The organism is Paraflavitalea sp., assembly GCF_059502485.1.
In genome coordinates this window covers 2,198,425-2,220,698 of record NZ_JCACET010000010.1, presented here as the reverse complement: position 1 = coordinate 2,220,698, position 22,274 = coordinate 2,198,425, and the positions used below count along the sequence as shown (strand labels likewise).

The window sequence follows — 22,274 nt, the reverse complement described above, 5'->3', positions numbered from 1 at the left end:
AATGGCTGCGTGGCCTTACAAGAGGTAAAATTGGGTTGGTCTAACAAGGGAACGAGGACAATGCGAAGGGTATATAAATATATAAAGAAATATGATATGCGAACAAACCCTCCACGGGAAGATGAGATATTATCTGGGTATTTTTCAAAAGAAAATCCCGGATCAGCCTTTTTGCAGGATGAACCGGGATTTAATATTATCTAACTGTTAATTGAGCTAACTCTTTCTGCCAGGATACACTTTCAGCGCTGCTTCCAGGCTATCCATAGCTTTGTTGAGATCCTCTACATTGAGCACATACGCCAGGCGCACCTCATTCAGCCCAAGACCCTTGGTGCCATAAAAACCGGTAGCAGGCGCCAGCATTACCGTTTGCTTGTTGTGATCAAATGATTCCAATAACCATTGGCAAAATACATCTGCGTCATCGATCGGCAGGCGGGCAATAGCATAAAAAGCGCCACCGGGATTGGGACAGAATACACCCGGCATCGCATTGAGCCTGCTCACCATGGTATCACGGCGTCTTTGATATTCAGCTTTTGTGGCATCGAAATAATCATCGGGTAAATCTACCGCAGCTTCGCCCAAAATTTGGGCAAAAGAGGGAGGACTCAGGCGTGCCTGCGCAAATTTCATGGCAGTGTCCAGCACCTGCTTGTTCTTGGTAATGAATGCACCAATACGTCCGCCACAAGCGCTGTAGCGTTTGGAGATGGTGTCCATCAATACCACATGATCATCCACACCTTGCAAATGCATGGCGCTGATATGTTCGCCTCCATAGCAAAACTCGCGGTAGGCCTCGTCGGCAAACAGGTATAAGTTGTGTTTGATGATGATCTGCTTCAACGTTTCCATTTCCTCGCGGCTGTAGAGATAGCCGGTAGGATTGTTGGGATTGCACAAAACGATAGCCTTAGTCTTAGGGCCGATCGCTTTTTCAAACTCACTGATGGGAGGTAATGCAAAACCATCTTCGATATGAGAAGTAATCGGCTTCACGATTACATCGGCTGCCACCGCAAAACCATTATAGTTGGCATAGAAAGGCTCGGGGATGATCACTTCATCACCGGCATCCAGGCAGGCCATAAAACCAAACAGGATGGCTTCCGATCCACCGGTAGTAACGATGATCTGTGTGTGATCGATCTCGATACCCCTTTTCTTATAATACTGCACCAGCTTGCGGCGGTAGCTTTCATTACCGGCGCTGTGGCTATACTCCAGTACTTTGAAGTCGGCATGGCGCACAGCATCCAATGCTGCCTTGGGTGTTTCGATATCGGGCTGACCAATATTGAGGTGATACACTTTCACCCCTTTCTTCTTGGCTGCTTCGGCATAGGGAACCAGCTTACGGATGGGAGACGGGGGCATAGTTTGCCCGCGATGACTGATTGTTAGCATGGCGCAAAAGTATTAAACTAAATGAATCCTTTGCAATTCTTGGCACCACATTGACAAGGCAGCTTACCGTCATGATGTGTTTCGCCATAATTGCAGGTCAGTTCCTCATTGAGCTTAATAGGCCGCAAAGCATAAAACTCTACCCGGCGATGCGTAAGGCGCATGTACGTGTTGGGGTCGCAGGAGTGATTGATATAGCGTAGCTCATTACTGTTCACGGATGCGTTCAGGGCCTCGCCATTGTCAAACTCTACCATCGCCACCCGCTTGGTCTGGGCAGTAATGCGGCGGGCCTCCCGGATGGTAATGATCACCCCGCCCAGGTCGCCGATCTTTTTGCGGGCCGGGATGCGTTGCAAAGCATAAGCTCCCTGACCGTCAATCTGGCTTTTGGCCACTTTAATGGGATAGAATACCCGGTATTCGGGCGTAGTAAGCGCTTTTTTCCTGGATGATGAAGCCATGGGTTAGTAATGTTAGTAGCTGGCAAAGCTATGTCAATGGGCTACTTGAAACTAAAAATTATGCAAATCACTATACTCAATAAGCTAAGAATACTTTTTTAAGTTTATTTAAGCATAGATGCAGCACCTCTTTTAGTATATCCTGTATCTATGCTGTATATGTGCTCTATATATGCTGCATATATGCTGCATTCTCCCATAACACATTGATAACCTGTAGTGGAGTTATAAAGCAAAACTGACGGGTGGTAAAGGTTGGCTGAATCTTTGGCCGGTAGAAATAAAAAAATCCCCGTAACGGTTGCTACGGGGATGTATATCAATCAATTAGATGATTACTTTTTGCCCTTCTTGGAGCCTTTTTCTTTCTCGTACTTGGCATAATCTACCTCGTTCAACACTTCACCAGTGATCTTGATCTCCATAGGAGTATCGATACCGGCCACTTTGATGGTGATAGGCTTGGTGAACACACCCAGTGCCTGAGCGTTGAAGCCGGCAGTGATCTTGTCTTGCTTGCCTTTAGCAATAGGAGCTTCTGGCTTTACAGGGGTAGTGCAACCGCAGGAAGCCTGCGCCAGTTCGATCACTACAGGTTTAGCACTCGTATTGGTGAAAACAAAGTCATAAGTAACTGGTACTCCTTGCTTTATTTTACCAAAGTCGTGTACTGATTCTTTGAATTTGATCACGTCAACTGCTTTTGCAGCATTAGGTGCTTGGGCATACATGGTGGCAGAGATGATCAACGCGCTGATTGCCAATGCAATTCTTTTCATATTTTAATTGGTTTATTGTTTTAGTAATGTTAATGACGCATTTACAGGCGCAGACGTTGCGGGCGCTCTATAAACAGTTCCGGAAATTACGATCGTTTTTGTCTGGTTAGTGTTGTACACAACAGTTACCGTCTTGCTGAACTGACCTTCCGCGGCAGCATTGTAGCCTATCTTGATGGAGGCGGTAGCGCCGGGCTGGATGGGTTCGCGGCTCCATTCGGGTGTTGTACATCCGCAGGAAGCCTGTACATTATCGAGCCTTAAAACTTCTTTGCTGGTGTTGGTCACCTCAAACACGTGGGTCACCGGGCGTCCCTGAGGGATCTTTCCAAATTCGTAACCGGTCTCTTTCAGGACCAGTACTTCAGGCGCCGCAGATTTAGTGTCGGGGGCGGTTTGGGCTTGCGCCGCGGTAGCTAATCCAGCTACCAGTAAAAGTGTCAACCATTTTTTCATACTCCAAAGGATTTGGTTAGAAACCCTTCAAAATTACATTTTTAAGCCACTTCCAGGGAATTATTTTTACCCCTAATGACATTTTTTTAACATCCGGGGAAAAGCGATTTATGAAGGGCAGATAATCAATACTTTTACAGCATGGAAAACACGATTCACAACCCATTGCTCACCAGCGAGAAGCTTTCTTTCGACAAGTTCAGGGAAGAAGTGCTCCGGGACTACCGGATGGCCTGTGAAAGCCGGGAAGTCAGCCTGTTAGGTCGCAAAGAAGTGCTAACAGGGAAAGCCAAATTTGGCATTTTCGGCGATGGAAAAGAAGTTGCTCAGATTGCTGTCTCTAAGTTCTTTCAACCCGGCGATTTCCTCAGTGGATATTACCGCGATCAAACCCTGGCCTTTGCCACGGGGCAGGCTACACCGGAAGAGTTCTTTTCCCAGCTGTACGCCGATCCCGATCCGGCCAATGATCCGAATAGTTCCGGCCGCCAGATGAACTCACATTTTGCTACCCCCAACGTGGACAGCGACGGCAACTGGCTCGACCTTGTGAATCGTAAAAACATTGCAGCCGGTATGGCGCCTACTGCCGGACAAATGCCCCGCTCACTGGGCTTCGCCCTGGCATCTACACTCTTCCGTCATTCACCAGCCCTGCAGGATATGCATGAGCTGAGCGATAATGGCAATGAGATCTGTTTCTGCACCATCGGTGATGCCTCTACTTCCGAAGGACATTTTTGGGAAACGGTGAATGCTGCCGGTGTACAACAGGTGCCGCTGGCCGTGTTTGTATGGGATGATGGATACGGCATTTCTGTACCCCGCAAATACCAAACCACCAAAGGTTCTATCTCCGAGGCGCTGAAAGGCATGCAGAAGAAAGACCACACCAACGGATTCGATATTTATAAACTGAAGGCCTGGGATTATGCAGGCATGTGCGAAGTGTTGGAATCAGCGATACAAAAAATACGCACTACCCATATCCCCGCTTTATTCCACGTAGAAGAAGTAACGCAACCACAAGGACATTCCACTTCAGGTAGCCATGAGCGCTACAAAAGCCCGGAGCAGTTGGAATGGGAGCGTGAGTGGGATGCCAATAAGAAGTTTCGTGAATGGGTACTGGAAAATGAACTGGCCAGCGAAGACGAGCTGTACGATATAGAAGTAGAATCCAAAGAACTGGTGCGGGAAGCTAAAACCCACGCCTGGGAAAAATATACGGCGCCGATCAAGCAACAGGTAGCGCAATGCGTGGAGCTGTTCGATGCATTGATCACGCAGGGAGTAGATGTGCATGGCGATATCGAGAAAGCAAAACGCGAACTGGCTTCCAACAGAGAGCCACACCGAAAAGATATTTTGCAAACACTCCACCGTGTTATCGACGCTGCTGGTGATTCACTGCTGGTGGATGAAGTGAAAACATTGTACACCTCACTGAAAAAAGAAGGCTACAATTTTTACAATACCTACCTCTACGAGGAAAGTCCGAAGAGCCCGGTGAAAGTAAAAGCAGTAGAAGCGGAATATGCATCCGACGCACCCATGGTGAATGGTTATGAAATACTGAACAAGTATTTCGATGTACTCTTCAGCAGCAATCCCAAAGTGCTGGCATTTGGAGAAGATGTAGGTAAGATCGGAGATGTGAACCAGGGCTTTGCCGGATTGCAGGCCAAATATGGTGAGTACCGCATCTTCGACACCGCCATCCGTGAATTGACGATCATGGGTCAGGGCATTGGCCTGGCTATGCGTGGCCTGCGCCCCATTGCCGAAATACAATACCTCGATTACTTATTATACGGCTTGCAGCCATTGAGCGATGATGCAGCCAGCCTCCACTGGCGCACGAAAGGAAGACAAAGCTGTCCGATCATTGTGCGTACACGTGGCCACCGCCTGGAAGGCATCTGGCACAGCGGCTCACCGATGGGCATGATGATCCATTCCCTGCGCGGCTTCCACATTTGCGTACCACGCAACATGGTGCAGGCAGCTGGCATGTACAATACCCTTTTGCAGGGCAACGATCCTGCCATCATGGTAGAATCACTCAACGGATACCGCCTCAAAGAAAAACTGCCTGCCAACTTACTCGATTATCGCGTGCCCCTGGGCATACCTGAGATCGTAAGAGAAGGCAACGATATCACAGTGGTATCATACGGCTCTACCCTCCGCATTGTGCAGGAAGCAGCCGTAATGCTGGAAAAGTCAGGCATCAGCTGCGAAGTGGTAGACGTGCAAACACTCCTTCCATTTGATATCAACCATGATATACTGGCATCGCTGAAGAAAACAAACCGCATCGTATTCGTAGATGAAGACGTTCCGGGAGGCGCTTGCGGCTACATGTATAATGAAGTAATGGAAAAACAAGGCGGCTATCGCTGGCTCGATGTGTCGCCCCGTACCATTACGGCCCAGGCCCATCGCCCCAGCTATGGAAGCGATGGCGACTATTTCAGTAAGCCCAACCTGGAAGAGATCGTGGATGTGATCAGGGAAATGATGGCAGAATAATCAACAGCCGTTGCAAGTTTCAGGGTACATGTTTCAGGGGGCGATGATTCCGGCGTTGCCCTGTAACTTTGGAACTTGTAACCTGCAATAACTACAGATGAATATCGATTTCCTTTCTCTCATTGATATTCTTGGAACAGTGGCTTTCGCCGCTTCCGGCGCATTCTCTGCTATGGACCGGAAGCTGGACCCCTTTGGCGTCATCATCCTGTCGTTTGTCACAGCGATCGGTGGAGGCACCCTGCGTGATATGCTTATCGGCAATACACCGGTGGCCTGGCTGCGCAACGATGTAACAGCTATTGTCATATTGGCTACTGCGCTTATCACCTTGTTCTTTGGACGCTATGTAAAACAGTTTCAGAAAACATTGTTCCTGTTCGATGCCCTGGGGCTGGGCGTATTCACCCTCATCGGGATGGAGAAAGGCATGCATGCCCAATTGAGCCCTGGCATTTGCATTGCACTCGGTACCATTACTGCTTGCTTTGGTGGCGTGATTCGCGATGTGTTGCTGAATAATGTGCCGTTGATATTTCACCGCGAGATCTATGCTTCCGCTTGCATATTGGGAGGAGCTGTGTATCTCTTGTTGCAGAAGACGGGTATACCCAACGATTGGAATACGATCATCGCCATCCTGGTGATCGTGTTTATTCGCGTCATTGCCATGCGTTATAAATTGATGTTGCCGCGCGTGTATGAAAACAGAATGTGAGTGAGCATTTACACTTAAATTTAGTATCCATTACCAATGATCAATAACCATACAATATGAAACTGACACTTTACCAGGTAGATGCGTTTTCGGATAAGTTGTTTGGCGGTAACCCGGCAGCAGTCATTCCCCTGCAGCAATGGTTGAGCGATGAACTGATGCAGCGACTGGCGCTGGAAAATAACCTGAGTGAAACTGTTTTCTTCGTACCAGGCAAGCCTGCCGACGATTACGATTATCATATCCGTTGGTTTACGCCAGCTGCAGAGATCAACCTGTGTGGACATGCCACCCTGGCCTCGGCCTGGGTGCTATACAATATACTGGGGCATGCAAAACCTACGATCCGTTTTCACTGCCTGAGCGGAATGCTCACTATTTCCCGGGAAGGCGATCTGATCAGCATGGATTTTCCTGCCTGGAAACCGGAACCCCTGAAAGATTTTCCCGCCGACCTCTCTGTGGCGCTGGGCTTCATACCCATTGTGCAGGTATATAAACACCGCGATTTCCTGGTGGAGTTAGAAAGCGAGGAAGCGGTGCGCACTTGCCAGCCCGATTTTGTGCGATTGAAAAGGCTGGGAGAGAAGGTGATCATTACCGCGATGGGAACCAAGGGAGTAGATTTTGTGTCACGCTTCTTCGCGCCGGTAGTAGGAATTGATGAAGACCCTGTAACGGGTTCGGCCCATGCTCAATTAATTCCTTATTGGGCAAAAAAGCTGGGAAAGACTAACTTGCGGGCGAAACAGCTATCCCGGCGTGGCGGTGAATTATGGTGTGAACATTTAGGAGAGCGTGTTACCATCGCCGGAAAGAGTGTTTTTTTCATGAAAGGAGAAATAGACCTCACAAACCAATAACGTGGTATCAGATAAAGAAAAGCGGTTTATCAAATATTGGGAAGAGCAGCGCACAGGTGGCCGCTGGACATACTTCGCATTGTACATACCTGTAGGAACATTCTTGTGCAGTATACTCTCCGCATTCCTGTTTTCTATGGTTTCCTTCATTGAGGTCAATTCCATTGCAGGATTGGTAACTATCGGCGCCGTGTTGTCTGCTATCATCACCATTGCCACCTGGTTCAACAATGAAAGAAAGTTCAAGGACATTATACGTCGCGAAGTAAATGCCGGCAAAGCCAGGGATACCCAGCCTTCCGATAAAGAAGTATATTAATACGGTGAAGGCACTACGAAGCGAATAGGAAATAAAGCATAAAATAAAAACGGGCTGATGTCTTAGACATCAGCCCGCTTTCTTTAATATAAGTTGTTGCTTATGCGAGGTTATGAAACACCTTCTGCACATCTTCATCCTGCTCCAGCTTATCTACCAGCTTCAGCACATCCTGCGCCTGCTCTTCACCCAATTCAACCGGGGTTCCAGGAATCCATTCCAGTTCAGCACTGATAGGCGCGATGCCTTTTTCTTCCAGCGCTTTCTGCATGTTGCCGAAGTCGGTAAACCCTACCCGCACTACCAGAACGCTCTCTCCATTCTCACCGGTACCTTCACCCAGTTCTTCCAGACCAAAGTCGATCAGCTCCAGCTCCAGGTCTTCCTGGTTGAGGCCTTCGGGCTTTAATTTGAAAACGCCCATCTTTTTGAACTGGAAGCTTACACTGTTACTGTTGCCCAGCGTTCCCTGGCCTTTATTGAAGATGGATTTTACGTTGGCTACGGTACGCACGTGGTTATCGGTAGCAGTTTCTACCAGGATGGCTACGCCATGGGGGCCATAACCTTCATAGAGGATCTCTTCATAGTTCTCCATTTCCTTACCCTGCGCCCGCTTGATGGCGGCTTCCACACGGTCCTTCGGCATGTTCACGCTCTTTGCGTTCTGCATACACCGGCGCAAAGCGGGGTTGGTATGAGGATCAGGACCACCGGCCTTTACGGCAATGGCAATTTCTTTTCCAATACGGCTGAACTGTTTGGCCATTTTGTCCCAGCGGGCAAACATGGTAGACTTACGTACTTCAAATATGCGACCCATAAAAGTGTTATTTCGGGTTGCAAAAATAGAATAAGCAAACGACCCTGCCAACCCTTCCTTGCAAAACCCGCAGTATTCTGGCCGGGAAAAGAAAAAGGCCCGTTTGCCGGAGGGCGAACGGGCCTTTTATATTGTAAAGCAACAGCTTATTTCTTAGCTATTTTGCTGCCAAAGTAAATGGCATGCAGCGCGGCGAAGATCAGGGAGAAATAGAACAGGCCGTTATCAGGCGTTACAGTAGCATCTACTTTTTGCTCTTCCAGTATAAAGTAATGATGCAGGTAAGCAACACCAGCCAGCACCAGCGCCAGGATTAATCCACTCCAGCCCACCACTTTATTACTTTGTGAGGCAGTGTTAGGCAGTTTGGACGACAGTTCGCTATGGCGGATACTGTAAGCCAGGTAAATATCAAAACCGATCAACATCCACACGATCAAACGGATCCAGGTGTCCAGTGGCAGGAATACCATCATGAACAGGCAGGTAACCACACCAAGGATTGGAACCAATGGAACCAACGGTGTTTTGAAAGCGCGGGGCGCATCGGGCATGGTTTTACGCATTACCACCACACCGATAGATACCAGGATAAAGGCAAACAAGGTACCGATACTGGTCATTTCACCTACCACACGGGCTGGTACGAAAGCCGCAAAGAGGCTCACGAACAGCATGAACAACAGGTTATTCTTGGCAGGCGTGCGGAATTTCTTATGTACTTCAGAGAATACGCCGGGCAACAGACCGTCTTTACTCATACTGAAGAACACACGGCTTTGACCCATCAACATCACCAGGATCACAGAAGCGTAACCAGCAAGGATCGCTACTACGATGGCGCGGTTCAGCCAGGGATAGTCGGGGTGGATAACACCGGCGGCATCAGCTGTACCCATGTGATCGATAGCTACGGCAACCGGAGCGATACCATCCTGACCTTTGAAAGTCTGGTAGTTGGTAACGCCGGTCATTACGTGCGCAAATAAGATATACAATACCGTACAGATGGCCAGTGAACCCAGGATGCCGATCGGCATGTGCTTGCGGGGGTTCTTGGCTTCCTGTGCTGCCGTGCTCACCGCATCGAAGCCGATGTAGGCAAAGAACACGATAGCAGCTGCGCGGATGATACCACTGAAGCCAAACTCACCAAACTTACCGGTATTGTCAGGAATGTAAGGAGTGTAATTGTCGTTGTTGATGTATTTCCAACCGAGGAAAATGAAGATCAATACCACCGCTACTTTCAGCGCCACGATAACAGCGTTTACGGTAGCACTTTCTTTGGTTCCTTTGATAAGCAGGGAGCTCATCAGTACCACGATGAATACAGCGGGAAGGTTGATCATGCCACCATCCCAGGGACCGGTAACAAGCGCTGCCGGCAAATGAATATCAAAGCCTTCAAGGAATTTCACCAGGTAACGGCTCCAACTGATACTTACAGTAGCAGCACCCACAGCGTATTCCAGTACAAGGTCCCATCCAATGATCCAGGCGATGAACTCACCCATGGTAGCATAACTGTACGTGTAGGCACTACCCGCTACAGGGATCATAGAAGCAAACTCTGCATAACACAAACCGGCAAAGGCACAACCTGCTGCCGCAACAATGAAAGAGATCGTGATGGCCGGACCTGCCTGGTTGGCAGCCGCACCACCAGTAATGGAAAACAGACCAGCACCAATGATGGCGCCAATACCCAGTGCTATAAGCGCTCCGGCACCAAGGGTTCTTTTAAGGGAATGTTCGCCCGTGTTTTGTGCTTCGGATAATAATGACCCGAGGGGTTTCTTAACGAACAAGCTCATACAGTTGGTTATAGTTTATTATGTGACCAAAAAAGTAAATAAAGGCGGAAAGATAAGGATTTATTAATCACAATGATTTTAAAATGGGCCGTTGGCGGGCGTCTTACCATATATGGTAATATCGGTTAACCTGAGGCTTCAAGCCGATTGTTTTTTCCCTTTATATCCTATATTGCAGGCTATTACCCATAAGATACGCCTTCATGAAGAAAAACAGGCTGACGCTCTACATCATCCTTGCCATGATACTTGGTCTGGTTGTCGGGCTAATAGTACATAAAACTGCTTCCCCGGAATTTATCAAAGGATTTTCCAAAAACATCAACTTACTGAGTAAGATATTTATCCGGCTGGTACAGATGATCATTGCGCCACTGGTTTTCTCTACACTGGTAGTTGGCATCGCCAAGCTGGGTGACATGAAAACCGTTGGCCGGATAGGCGGTAAAGCCCTCCTTTGGTTCGTATCGGCATCGCTTGTATCTCTGCTGGTAGGGTTGGTATTGGTAAATCTCTTGCAGCCCGGACATTACATCGATCTTTCCCAGGCCGATACTGCCGGCGTAAAAGACCTGATGGCGAAGAACCAGGAATTCTCACTTGAAAAATTCGTAGAGCATATAATTCCCCGCAGTTTTGTAGAAGCAATGGCCACCAACGAGATATTACAATTGGTGGTGTTCAGCATTTTCTTTGGCGTAGCTGTGACGGCCCTGGGTGATTATGCAAAACCACTGATCAAAGCATTGGATGTGGTGGCGCATGTGATCCTGAAAATGGTGGGCTATGTGATGAACTTCGCACCCTATGGCGTATTTGGTGCGCTCGCTGCCGTGATTGCGGTGAAAGGACCGAGTATCTTTAAATTCTATATTGTTTATTACCTGTTCTTCTTGTTGGGCATCCTGGTATTGTGGGTTATATTATTAACTGTAGGATACCTTATATTGGGTAACCGTGTGCCGCGCCTGCTCAAACGCATCAGCAGCCCGCTGCTCATTGCTTTTGGTACCACCAGCAGCGAAGCCGTGTTTCCCAAGCTTACCGAAGAACTGGAGCGCTTTGGCTGTAAAAGCAAGATCGTGTCCTTTGTATTACCATTGGGTTATTCCTTTAACCTCGATGGCAGTATGATGTACATGACTTTTGCCAGTTTGGCTATTGCGCAGGCCTATAAAATACCGCTCGACCTCGGTACACAGCTCACCATGCTGCTGGTGCTGATGGTGACCAGCAAAGGAATTGCCGGGGTGCCACGGGCATCACTGGTAATCGTACTGGCTACCTGTTCCATGTTCGGTATTCCGCCGGAAGGGGTAGCTTTGATACTGCCGATCGATCACTTTTGCGATATGTTCCGTACAATGACCAACGTGGTGGGCAATGCATTGGCCACCAGCGTCGTTAGTAAGTGGGAAGGAGAATTGGGGCCTGAACAGGTAGGAGATGTAGAGAAAGTGGCTGCTTAAATAAAAGCCATTGGCCGTTAGCTTTTAGGTATTAGCTAACAGCTAAAGCCTAAAAGCTAATACCTAAACTTAATACCTAAATAATTTAAGCACGTAGTATGAGTTTGCTGGACATGATCTTATTGGATTTTCACTGGAAGCAGTTATTGAACCCACAGTTTTATATCGAAAATGGAGGTTTATGGCTGCTGCTGTTTGTGGTGTTCGCTGAAACAGGTTTGTTTGCCGGGTTCTTTTTACCCGGCGACTCATTATTATTTGTTGCCGGTATTTACGCACATGAAGGTGAAGGCGGAAAGCCCGGTATTACCTACGAATTGTTACAACTGTTTGGTATGGGCCATATCCGCAATGAATGGCTCGACCTCATCATACTCTGGCTGCTGATCTCCTTAATGGGTATCCTCGGTAACATGCTGGGCTACTGGACCGGCCGCAAGATCGGACCAGCCATGTATTCCTGGAAAGACAATATGCTGTTTAAAAAGCATTACCTCCACCAGGCCCATGAGTTTTATGAAAAAAGAGGCGGTAGTGCTATCGTGATCGCCCGTTTCCTGCCTATCATCCGCACCTTTGCCCCCATCGTAGCCGGCATCGTGCAAATGGAAAAAAAGAAGTTTACTTATTATAATATAGTAGGCTGCCTGGCCTGGGTATTCAGCATGCTCTTTGCCGGTCACTTCCTGCAAAAATGGATTCTGTCGCAGTTTGGGTTCGATCTGAAACAACACCTTGAAGTAATCGTAATCGGTATAGTACTGGTAACTACTGCACCAGTATTGATCAAACTATTTTTCGGAAAAAAGAAAGCGGGCGAAGAAAAACTGCCCCCAACTAACGAAACGCCAGAATAGCCTATGCAACAGAAACCTGCTTCTGTTTTAAACATTGCTGTCATTGTAGCCGCCCTTGGATATTTCGTAGACATATACGATCTGCTGCTCTTTACCATCGTGCGCGAACCCAGCCTCGCAGGATTGGGTGTAGACCTGAAGAATACCAAAATGGTCATAGCCGCCAGTACCAAGATCATCAACTGGCAGATGGTGGGCCTCCTTATAGGCGGCATCGTGTGGGGTGTCATGGGCGATAAGAAAGGTCGCCTGAGCGTGTTGTTTGGTTCCATCTTACTCTATTCAGTAGCCAACTTCCTCACCGGTTTTGTGACCAGTACCGATCAGTATGCCTGGGCACGCTTTGTGGCAGGTCTGGGTCTGGCAGGAGAGTTGGGTGCAGGCATTACCCTTGTCAGTGAATTACTTCCTAAAAATAAAAGAGGTATCGGTACATCATTGGTGGCAGGCATTGGTCTGTTTGGCGCCGTGTTCGCCTATTTCACTTTTCAGTTTACCGATCAGGACTGGCGCCTTTGCTATAAAATAGGGGGAGGCCTGGGAATCGTGCTGCTGTTGCTCCGTATCAGCGTAGCCGAAAGCGGTATGTTCAAAGCAGTGAAATCACAGGAACATATTCAAAAAGGCAACCTGTTCATGTTCTTCAACAACGGTGAACGGTTCAAGAAATACATCCTGGCTATCCTCATCGGGTTGCCAACCTGGTATGTGATAGGCATATTGGTAAACCTCAGCAACCGGTTTGCCAATGAGTTTTACGGCGAGAATAAAATAGAATCAGGTCGTGCTATTATGTATGCCTATGCAGCTATTGCTATTGGCGATATCCTGGTAGGGCTGGTAAGCCAGTACTTCAAGAGCAGGAAGAAAGCGCTGTACTTGTTTTATTTCTTCTCCATTGTATCCGGCATTTACTTCTTCAGTGGAAACATAAAGAACGATGCTACCATGTACGCCGCCTGTGCAGCACTTGGTTTCAGCACCGGCTTCTGGGCCATCTTTGTAACGATGGGAGCCGAACAGTTTGGCACCAACCTGCGGGCAACTGCCGCCACTACCATCCCTAATATGGTGCGGGGCGCTCTGCCGCTCATCAACATGATGTTTAAAGATGTGTTCCAGGACAACTGGAAATGGGGGCTTATCCAAAGCGCTATCGTAACAGGCATTATCGTAATGGTAGTATCTCTGGTGGCTGCTTTCTTCACCCAGGAGACATTCCATAAGGACCTTAATTACGTAGAAAAGTAGGAAGCCTTAACTTCGCGGGCATGAAATTTCTCATCATCCGTTTCTCCTCCATTGGTGATATCGTATTGACCACACCGGTTGTGCGTTGCCTGAAAAAGCAGGTGGTAACGGCTGAAGTGCATTACCTCACAAAGCCTGCGTTTCGCACCATTGTAGAGACGAATCCCTACATCGATAAAGTTCATTACCTGCAGGATGATTTTGATGCCATGATCAGCTCATTGCAGGCAGAGGATTTTGATTACGTGATCGACCTGCACCATAACCTGCGTACCCTGAAAGTGAAACGGGCACTGCGTAAAAAGTCTTTCGCCTTCAATAAGCTCAATATAGAGAAGTGGCTGCTGACCAACTTCAAGGTCAACAAGCTGCCGGATGTACATATTGTAGATCGCTACCTCGCTACGCTGCAAACATTTGGAATAAAAAATGATGGCATTGGGCTGGACTACTTTATTCCCGAAGAAGATAAGATAAAGGAAAGTGATATCCCTGCTTCGCACCACGCAGGCTACATCGGTGTGGTGATCGGCGCAGCGCTCAACACCAAGAAGTATCCGTTGGACAAGCTGAAAGCCTTGTGTGCTTCTATACAACACCCCATCATATTGCTGGGAGGCAAGGAAGATGCGGCCAATGGAGACGCCATTGCCGAAGCCGACAAAGTAAAGATCTATAACGCCTGCGGCAAGTTCAACCTCAATGAATCGGCCGACCTCGTAAGAAGGGCTAAGCTAATCGTTACCAACGATACGGGCCTAATGCACATCGCTTCCGCTTTCAACAAACCCATCATATCGCTCTGGGGCAATACGGTGCCTGAGTTTGGCATGTACCCTTACATGCCCGGCCGCAATCAGCTCTTTGATATCATAGAGATCAAAGGACTCTCATGCCGGCCCTGCTCCAAGATCGGACACAACAAATGCCCGAAGGGACATTTTAAATGTATGCAGCTCATTAAACCGGAAGAAGTACTCGATAAAGTGAATGTGCGGCTCGGGCGGTCGTGATTGAATGGGCAGAGATGGTTTTCTAATTTTCAAATCTTCAAATCAATCCAGTGTCAGAAAGAATATATCCTTATCAGCAGTTATTCGAATTTACCAAAGCAATATTTATACAAATAGGCTGTAGTGAAGCTGATGCAGCTATCGCTACCAAAGTGCTGTTGTCGGCAGACCTTAGAGGTGTTGATTCGCACGGCGTAGCGCGCCTGAGCGGTTATGTACGTTTGTGGGAGGCCAACCGCGCCAATACAAAACCCAATGTGCGGATCATCCATGAAACACCTTCCACCGCAGTAGTAGATGGAGATGGCGGTCTTGGACTGGTAGTGGCGCCCTTTGCTATGCAGGTGGCCATCGATAAGGCCAAACAGGTAGGCACGGGCTGGGTGAGTGTGCAGAACAGCAACCACTTCGGCATAGCAGGCTATCATGCCATGATGGCCCTGGAGCACGATATGATCGGCATGGCCATGACCAACGCCAGCCCCCTGGTGGCGCCCACCTTTTCGGTGGAAAGGCTCTTGGGCACCAACCCCATTTGCGTGGCAGTGCCGGCAGGCGAGGAGCCCGCTTTTGTGGCTGACCTGGCCACTACCACGGCGGCCAATGGCAAGCTGGAGATACTACAGCGTAAAAGCAAAGAAACACCCACCGGTTGGGTACAGGATAAACAGGGCAACCCATCTACCAATCCACATGAGTTGAAGTCGGGTGGCGCCTTATTGCCCCTCGGCGGCGACCGCGAGCACGGCAGCCACAAGGGCTATGCCCTGGGAGCAGTGGTAGACATCTTCTCTGCCGTATTGAGCGGCGCCAATTATGGTCCCTGGGTGCCACCTTTCCCGGCCTATGTGCCCATGCCCACCGAGATGCCTGGAAAGGGCATCGGGCATTTCTTTGGGGCCATGCGGGTAGATGCCTTCCGCCCGGCAGAAGACTTTAAGTTCCACATGGACAAATGGATACGTCGCTTCCGAAGCGCCACACCGGTGCCCGGCGAAGAGCAGGTGCTGATCCCCGGCGACCCCGAGCGGGAAATGGAAGCCAACCGCATGAGGGCTGGTATCCCTTTACTGAACTCGGTATCAGAAGATTTGCTGCTGTTGGGAGAGAAGTTTGGGATACAGCTGTAGCCTGTTATTCCGACTTTTTGGGTAGACTAAACCCGCAATCGCATCTTCCCTTATCTTTGCGCCTGCTTTGCAAAAATTATTTTCCAACCAAAACATTCCGTCAGTAACGGAACAGGAGAGTAAACCATGAAAATTATGAAATTCGGCGGTACCTCAGTAGGTAAGCCGGAGCGTATGCATCAGGTGGCAGAATTGATCACCAAAGATGCAGAATCCAAGATCGTCGTATTGAGTGCCCTCAGTGGTACTACCAATGCACTGGTATCGATTGGAGATGCGATGGCATCCGGTGACCGCGATGCTGCCAAACAACAAATTGAAAAGCTGGAAGCGCATTATCAAACATTCATCCGCGACCTGCTGAAGAAAGATGCAACCCTCGAGAAGGCGAAGCGTATCGTAGCTGAGCACTTTGAATTCTTAACCATCATACTCAAGATATCATTCAGCGAAGCACTGAGCAAGGACATCCTGGCCCAGGGTGAGCTGCTTTCTACCAAGCTGTTCAGTACCTATCTCGAAGAGAAGGGAATAGACCACGCTTTATTGCCGGCATTGGAATTCATGAGCATCGACATTCATGATGAACCACAGGTGCCTGCCATCAAAGCAAAGCTTCTTCCTATCCTGGATCAACACAAGAGCAAGAAACTGTTCATCACACAAGGCTATATCTGCCGCAACGTACGTGGCGAAGTAGATAACCTGAAACGTGGTGGTAGTGATTATACTGCATCACTCGTAGCTGCTGCTGTAAACGCTTCCGTATGCGAAATATGGACCGATATCGATGGCATGCACAACAACGATCCCCGTGTAGTGAAGAAGACGTTGCCCATCGAGCAATTGAGCTTTGAAGAAGCAGCCGAGCTGGCTTACTTCGGCGCCAAGATCTTGCACCCTACTTGTATATGGCCGGCACAACAACAAAAGGTACCGGTAAAGCTGTTGAACACCATGCAGCCACAGGCCGCAGGCACCGTGATCACCCAGGAAGCGGGTTCAGTAGGTGCAAAAGCAGTAGCTGCCAAAGATGGCATCTATGCTATCAACATCAAGAGCAGCCGCATGTTGCTGGCTTATGGATTCCTGCGTAAGATATTCGAGGTGTTTGAAAAGTACCGCACCCCCATCGATATGATCACTACTTCCGAAGTAGCTGTATCTGTAACCATCGATAGCGGCACACACCTGAAAGCCATCGTAAAAGAGCTGGAACCATTTGGTACCATCGAAGTGGAAGAAAACCAAACCATCATTTCTGTAGTAGGTAACGAAATTGCTCAAACGCAGAATGTATTGAGCAAGCTGTTCGATGCACTTACGCCAGTGCCCATCAGCATGGTAAGCTATGGTGGCAGCAAGCACAACGTGTCTATATTGTTGCCTTCTGACTATAAAACCCAAACATTACAATTATTGAACAAGGGACTGTTTGGATTAGAGTAAAATCAAGCAAAGCAACAATACCACAAACAGGGTATACGTATAGCAATTTTCCCCGATTTGGGGAGCCCAACACATTAAAATTGCTTAAATAGGAAGGGATTCTTGTGTAGTCACTATATCCTGCCAAACTTGTTTATTATCTTAGCCGGTGTAATAGCACCGGCTTTTTTGGGCCCTCATGGCAGAAAGACCATGGTCGTTCGAAACCGGGATTCACCTTACCTTATCGTAGAGACCATTGAGAAACTTAATCGACTTTGCTTGTGTTCTTGGATTGATGTTGTTATCGACCCTCTCTGGCATGGCCCAGGGTAGAAATCGTATTACCGGTACTGTTATCAATGACAAGACCGGAGCAGTCATTGCAAGCGCCAGCATCTTCATCAACGGATCTTCCAAAGGAACAGTCAGTAATGCCAACGGCCATTTTGAATTGACAGATGTTCCTGCTAATGGCTCTTTTGAACTCATCATATCTTCTATCGGTTTCACTACACTTAGCTATCCTTATACGGGCGATTCATTACCCCTGATCTTGCGCATACGTTTAAAGCCTAAAATAACAGAGCTGCAATCGATCGTAGTGGAACCCTGGGAAAAGGATGGATGGGCAAAGTGGGGCCGGCTATTTACAGAGAGCTTTATTGGTACTACTGCAGCTTCACGCAATTGTGTGATCAAAAATTCCAAAGCACTCCGCTTTCGTTTTTCCCGCAAGACCAACACGCTGATAGCGGTGGCCGATGAACCATTGATCATCGAAAACAAAGCGTTGGGATATCGTATCAAATACCAACTGGAAGACTTTATTTACAACATGCGCGAGCGTACGTTGCTGTATGTAGGATTCACTTTCTTTGAAGATATGTCGGAAGACCGCAACCGCGTACCCCGCCGTTGGGTAAACAGCCGCAAGCATGCTTACGAAGGTTCCATCGTGCATTTTATGCGTGCGTTATACACCAATAAGCTGGCCAGCGAAGGATTTGAGGTACAGCGCATGATCAAAGAGCCTAACCTCGAAAAAGAGCGGGTAAAGAAAGAATACGCAGCCCTTTGGAGAAGGAACTATGGCACTGGCGGCAGACTAATGATGGGAAGAGGTGGCCCGGTTACCGTAGTAGGCGATTCCACCAATTATTATAACCGTATACTCAATCAACCTGATTTTATAGATATTGTCAATCCTACTTTATTGACGGCTGATAGCCTTACCACCCGTGCCGATTCCACCCGTATTTCACTGTTCTTCCCCCATTATCTCCATATCACTTATAAAAAGGGACTGGAAGAAGAAGGCTACCTGGAGAAATATGGCGAGATACGAAAACCCTGGCATCCACGTTCTGATGTATTCCTGCTGCAGGGCACTCCTGTAGTGGTGGAAGCCTCAGGCGCCTACTTCCCACCACAGGATTTCTTCTCATCAGGCTATTGGTCCTGGAGTGAGAAGATATGCCACCTGCTGCCAGTTGATTTCGACCCTGAAAAAAACAGATAACCTACTATGCCTCTTCTTTACCGCTGCCTCGTTTTGTTGACCATCATTACCCTGTTCAGCAATTGCTCCCGTCGTGATGCACTTAGTAAAGTATGGTTTTATACCTACGACGATACCAAGAGCAATACGGCTAACAGCAGTGATGACAGTGACCCCTTTCTTACACCTGTGCATTTTATGAACCTGCAGGCCGATGGCAAGTTTACGGCTTACCTGCAGGGTTTTGACTATGGTGATTGGGAAGTGGATGGCGATTATATTATTCTCAAAAGCGCCGATAAAAAAAGGCGGCGTATCCAGTTGCAGGGGACAGGTAAAAATGAGATCACGGTAGATATCCTGCCCGATAATGCTTTCCAGTCGGCCTATCGCTTCGAAGGCAATAGCAACAAATTCGATGAAGCTGATAATCCTTTTTCATTAGCCAATAACAAGTGGCGTATCAAAGCCACGCACAAGGAAAGCGATGCGGAAATTACAAACCGCCTGAAAAACCACCTGCTGTACTGGGAAAAATATTTCGCCTGGGGTATCAGTACCGATAAGAAATCCCTCGATGTACGCAGTCTGCCCGGCCCTTTAAAAATGTATGGCAATGGTTTTGAACTGGTGCCATTGGAAGACTGGGCGCCTGAATGGGAGAGCCTCTTTTACGATAAAGAAGATGCCCGCATTGCCTGGAATAAACTGCATTACTTTTTCACCTATAAGCGCATTGCCTGGGCAAAGACCGACCATAAGTTTAAAATGTTTGTTTCAGCCTTTCAGCAAATGCAGCGGCAGGTAGAGTAGCAGGAGCTTACTTTATCAGCTTATTACTTTTCAACCACTGTTCAACCAGGTCCATCCATTTCACCTCGCTGGTTTTATTGTACATGCCAAAACCATGACCTCCCTTTTCATAGAGGTAGATCTCACTGTGCACTTTGTGCTTTTGTAAAGCCTCATAAAAGCGCTCACTGTTTTGTACGATTACGGTCTTGTCATCTTTAGCATGCACCAGGAAAGTGGGCGGTGTGACCTTGGTCACCTGCAACTCATTAGAGTATAGCGTGATCTTTTCTGCAGAAGCATTTTCGCCCAATAATTTGGTGCGGGAGCCTTTATGAGCCAGGCTATCGGTAAAGCTGATCACCGGGTAAAGGAGGATCATGAAATCGGGCCGTACCGGTGACTTGGCCGGTTGCTTATAAGTTTCGTTGGTAAGAACGTTGTGCTGGAAATGCGTGCCGGTAGTAGAGGCGAGGTGGCCACCGGCAGAAAAGCCGATAATACCTACCTGGTTCTTTTTAATACCCCATTCGGCAGCGCGCTGGCGCACCACCAGCAATGCCTGCTGGGCATCCTGCAGGGGGCCGATCTCTTTATTGAGCATGGTGGTATCATTGGGCAGGCGATATTTCAATACAAAGGCTGTAATACCCATTTCATTGAATTGGCGGGCTACATCGGAGCCCTCGTGACTGGCCGCCAGGATAGAGTAGCCACCACCCGGACAAATAACAATGGCAGTGCCGTTCGCTTTGTCTTTGGGGGCAGGGTAAATGGTGAGTGTAGGCTTGGTGACATAGCTGATGCGGAGCTTGCCGTCTGCACCAACTGTTGAGCTCTCCTTATCGGGTACCGGTTTGGAGTTGGGAACGTTATCAGGATACAGTGGGATCGTAGTTTGTGCCATAGCAGCGTGTGCAAAGCTAAAAAAGGATAAAATGATCAGTGAGCGTTTCATATGGTGTGAGTTGTTGACCAAATATAATGCAAACAGTTTGGTTTTCCTTTTAGGTTTCTTTCACAGAATGTTAAGTTAAAACAGGGGTGTAGGTCATTGACACGTGTAACTTATAGATATACCTTCAAGTCATACAATAAACCAGCGTTTATGAAAAAGTTATACTCCCTTTCAACATTACTTGTTGTTTTAATATTCTTCTCCGGTTGTAGTAAAGACATCTTTAAACCATACGATGACCGCATTGAAGGCGTGTGGGAATTGACCGATGTAGACAAAGTAGGTTGGGGCAGCACCAACCTGAATTTTACCGGCGGACGGTTCACCTTCTATGGCAGTGGTAAAGTAGAATACGAAGATGGCTATGGTGGTTTTTATGAAGGCCGTTGGGACATCCGCAACCGTAACATTCCCGATTGCTACATCGATGAGAATGGCAACTCGATTTGTGACGGCCGTAATGTGCGCACACTGAGCATTAATGTTACCGACTTTGTGACCCATGATGTATTGTCCGAGTATTTTGATGAGATCGTGTTTACAGGCACTAACCGTTTCAAGGCTTACCTGTATGATGGCAATAGAACTTACGTATTCCGCTTCAGGCGCTAAGTATAATATAAATTCTTATCTCATCAGGACTCCCGGAATTTCCCGGGAGTTTTTTTATGATGGTTACTGGTAAACCTATATCTTGACATTCCTAAGCCTGTTTACAACATGCGATTGATAACAATATTCTTCCTGTTGCTATTGTATACCGTCGGGGCTAATGCTCAACAGAATAAGAGCAGACGCATGCAGCAGGAGTTGCAACAAATACAGAATGAAAAGGCCGACTACCTTATTGCTGATCTTGTTAGAAATAGTGCTGGTAAAATCATCACCGGAAGCCGGTTGGTACTCCAGGATCCGTACCTCAAACAAATGGCTGCACGGTATGGGACAACGGCTATACCCACACTGGTTGAGATGCTGGAGGATGAAAAGAGAGACTGGGCGGCTATATTGCTATTGTATCATATCACACAGGAAGATCCGGGTGTGCTTGAATTTTTCTCCTATGAACAAATAGCAGATTGGAGAACCTGGCAACGGATGCGGGAACTGAACTGGTGGAATAGCTATCCGGATTCAAAAACGTATTGCTGCATCGATACTTTTGAATATAGGTTCCGTGTTAAGAATAGCAGACTTCAGCCGGTAGATAAGCATATCTATGTAGGCATGCCTCCCGCTGATTTTAAGACCGAAACACTTACTTATCGGAAACTGATCTTTGGCGAGAGCCGCTCGAATGTAGTTGGTTTAGTGCGGCAGGATAGTAGTGCGTTATGGTATATAGATGTCAATCTGTTTAATCAAATGCCGACCTCCACGGAGTATCCATTGCTTTACTTTAACAAACCGGTCAATGAAACATGGAAGGTCGATATTGGATGGAGTTATTTCGAGGGAGTGGAAATTTCACTGACTGACATAGAAAACCGGGATGGAGATACCGTTTATATATACAAGGTAGCTGTCCAGGAAGGTCATACCAATCCGGGTGATAAACTCACTGGAATACGATATAGTAAACAACGGGGTTTTCTTGAACTGGAAATCACCAACCACTGGGTTGCTATGCCAGTCAATAAAATAGGGCAGCCTAAGTGATGATGAAATTGTGTTGTAGTCTTATATTT

General features: G+C 47.7%; 21 protein-coding genes. 14 read left to right on the top strand and 7 right to left on the bottom strand.

The window, feature by feature from the left end:
- Positions 1 to 216: 216 nt before the first annotated feature.
- The 4 genes from AC5JBY_RS26145 to AC5JBY_RS26130 form a co-directional block, all read right to left on the bottom strand.
- Positions 217 to 1,413 carry a pyridoxal phosphate-dependent aminotransferase gene (locus AC5JBY_RS26145; protein ID WP_495907620.1) on the bottom strand — a complete coding sequence of 399 codons (1,197 nt, stop codon included), beginning with the start codon at positions 1,411 to 1,413 and terminating at the stop codon, positions 217 to 219.
- A gap of 17 nt (positions 1,414 to 1,430) precedes the next feature.
- Positions 1,431 to 1,877 (bottom strand): SET domain-containing protein, encoded by a 447-nt coding sequence (locus AC5JBY_RS26140; RefSeq protein WP_495907619.1) that lies wholly within the window; start codon positions 1,875 to 1,877, stop codon positions 1,431 to 1,433.
- 335 nt (positions 1,878 to 2,212) lie between these two features.
- Positions 2,213 to 2,656 carry a DUF1573 domain-containing protein gene (locus AC5JBY_RS26135; RefSeq protein ID WP_495907618.1) on the bottom strand — a complete coding sequence of 148 codons (444 nt, stop codon included), beginning with the start codon at positions 2,654 to 2,656 and terminating at the stop codon, positions 2,213 to 2,215.
- A 12-nt stretch (positions 2,657 to 2,668) separates the two neighbouring features.
- The gene (locus AC5JBY_RS26130) at positions 2,669 to 3,112 is read right to left on the bottom strand and encodes a DUF1573 domain-containing protein (protein ID WP_495907617.1); all 444 of its coding nucleotides are present in this window, start codon (positions 3,110 to 3,112) and stop codon (positions 2,669 to 2,671) included.
- Between the two features lie 141 nt (positions 3,113 to 3,253).
- Here AC5JBY_RS26130 and AC5JBY_RS26125 point away from each other — a divergent pair, with 141 nt between their 5' ends.
- From AC5JBY_RS26125 to AC5JBY_RS26110, 4 genes are all read left to right on the top strand, one after another.
- Positions 3,254 to 5,647, top strand: a complete 2,394-nt coding sequence (locus AC5JBY_RS26125; RefSeq protein ID WP_495907616.1) for an alpha-ketoacid dehydrogenase subunit alpha/beta — start codon at positions 3,254 to 3,256, stop codon at positions 5,645 to 5,647.
- A gap of 97 nt (positions 5,648 to 5,744) precedes the next feature.
- The gene (locus AC5JBY_RS26120; protein ID WP_495907615.1) at positions 5,745 to 6,365 is read left to right on the top strand and encodes a trimeric intracellular cation channel family protein; all 621 of its coding nucleotides are present in this window, start codon (positions 5,745 to 5,747) and stop codon (positions 6,363 to 6,365) included.
- Positions 6,366 to 6,421: 56 nt separating this feature from the next.
- On the top strand, positions 6,422 to 7,228 hold the full coding sequence (locus AC5JBY_RS26115; protein ID WP_495907614.1) for a PhzF family phenazine biosynthesis protein: 807 nt from the start codon (positions 6,422 to 6,424) through the stop codon (positions 7,226 to 7,228).
- A 1-nt stretch (position 7,229) separates the two neighbouring features.
- A complete protein-coding gene (locus tag AC5JBY_RS26110) occupies positions 7,230 to 7,547 on the top strand; it encodes a hypothetical protein (protein ID WP_495907613.1) in 318 nt (105 codons plus the stop codon).
- Between the two features lie 100 nt (positions 7,548 to 7,647).
- Here the strand turns inward: AC5JBY_RS26110 and AC5JBY_RS26105 are convergent, their stop codons facing one another.
- Positions 7,648 to 8,370 (bottom strand): YebC/PmpR family DNA-binding transcriptional regulator, encoded by a 723-nt coding sequence (locus AC5JBY_RS26105; protein WP_495907612.1) that lies wholly within the window; start codon positions 8,368 to 8,370, stop codon positions 7,648 to 7,650.
- 146 nt (positions 8,371 to 8,516) lie between these two features.
- Positions 8,517 to 10,187, bottom strand: coding sequence for an amino acid permease (locus tag AC5JBY_RS26100; RefSeq protein WP_495907611.1), 1,671 nt, complete (start codon positions 10,185 to 10,187; stop codon positions 8,517 to 8,519).
- 203 nt (positions 10,188 to 10,390) lie between these two features.
- On the opposite strand from AC5JBY_RS26100, the gene AC5JBY_RS26095 reads away from it, so the two are divergent.
- The 8 genes from AC5JBY_RS26095 (at position 10,391) to AC5JBY_RS26060 (ending at position 19,649) form a co-directional block, all read left to right on the top strand.
- On the top strand, positions 10,391 to 11,656 hold the full coding sequence (locus AC5JBY_RS26095; protein ID WP_495907610.1) for a dicarboxylate/amino acid:cation symporter: 1,266 nt from the start codon (positions 10,391 to 10,393) through the stop codon (positions 11,654 to 11,656).
- Between the two features lie 98 nt (positions 11,657 to 11,754).
- Positions 11,755 to 12,513 carry a DedA family protein gene (locus AC5JBY_RS26090; protein ID WP_495907609.1) on the top strand — a complete coding sequence of 253 codons (759 nt, stop codon included), beginning with the start codon at positions 11,755 to 11,757 and terminating at the stop codon, positions 12,511 to 12,513.
- A 3-nt stretch (positions 12,514 to 12,516) separates the two neighbouring features.
- The gene (locus tag AC5JBY_RS26085) at positions 12,517 to 13,764 is read left to right on the top strand and encodes an MFS transporter (RefSeq protein WP_495907608.1); all 1,248 of its coding nucleotides are present in this window, start codon (positions 12,517 to 12,519) and stop codon (positions 13,762 to 13,764) included.
- A gap of 20 nt (positions 13,765 to 13,784) precedes the next feature.
- Positions 13,785 to 14,777 (top strand): glycosyltransferase family 9 protein, encoded by a 993-nt coding sequence (locus AC5JBY_RS26080; RefSeq protein ID WP_495907607.1) that lies wholly within the window; start codon positions 13,785 to 13,787, stop codon positions 14,775 to 14,777.
- A 50-nt stretch (positions 14,778 to 14,827) separates the two neighbouring features.
- Positions 14,828 to 15,907, top strand: a complete 1,080-nt coding sequence (locus AC5JBY_RS26075) for an Ldh family oxidoreductase (protein ID WP_495907606.1) — start codon at positions 14,828 to 14,830, stop codon at positions 15,905 to 15,907.
- A gap of 126 nt (positions 15,908 to 16,033) precedes the next feature.
- Positions 16,034 to 17,356, top strand: a complete 1,323-nt coding sequence (locus tag AC5JBY_RS26070) for an aspartate kinase (RefSeq protein ID WP_495907605.1) — start codon at positions 16,034 to 16,036, stop codon at positions 17,354 to 17,356.
- Positions 17,357 to 17,594: 238 nt separating this feature from the next.
- Entirely contained in the window at positions 17,595 to 18,857 is a 1,263-nt protein-coding gene (locus AC5JBY_RS26065) for a carboxypeptidase-like regulatory domain-containing protein (RefSeq protein WP_495907604.1), read from the top strand.
- A 6-nt stretch (positions 18,858 to 18,863) separates the two neighbouring features.
- Complete coding sequence (locus tag AC5JBY_RS26060) at positions 18,864 to 19,649, top strand: hypothetical protein (RefSeq protein ID WP_495907603.1); 786 nt, start codon at positions 18,864 to 18,866, stop codon at positions 19,647 to 19,649.
- Positions 19,650 to 19,656: 7 nt separating this feature from the next.
- On the opposite strand, the gene AC5JBY_RS26055 is transcribed toward AC5JBY_RS26060, so the two are convergent.
- Positions 19,657 to 20,586, bottom strand: coding sequence for an alpha/beta hydrolase (locus AC5JBY_RS26055; protein WP_495907602.1), 930 nt, complete (start codon positions 20,584 to 20,586; stop codon positions 19,657 to 19,659).
- Positions 20,587 to 20,736: 150 nt separating this feature from the next.
- Between AC5JBY_RS26055 and AC5JBY_RS26050 the strand changes: the two genes are divergently transcribed.
- Positions 20,737 to 21,198: a hypothetical protein gene (locus tag AC5JBY_RS26050; protein WP_495907601.1), complete on the top strand. Its 462-nt coding sequence runs from the start codon at positions 20,737 to 20,739 to the stop codon at positions 21,196 to 21,198.
- Positions 21,199 to 21,306: 108 nt separating this feature from the next.
- The gene (locus tag AC5JBY_RS26045; protein WP_495907600.1) at positions 21,307 to 22,245 is read left to right on the top strand and encodes a hypothetical protein; all 939 of its coding nucleotides are present in this window, start codon (positions 21,307 to 21,309) and stop codon (positions 22,243 to 22,245) included.
- The last annotated feature ends 29 nt before the right edge of the window (positions 22,246 to 22,274 follow it).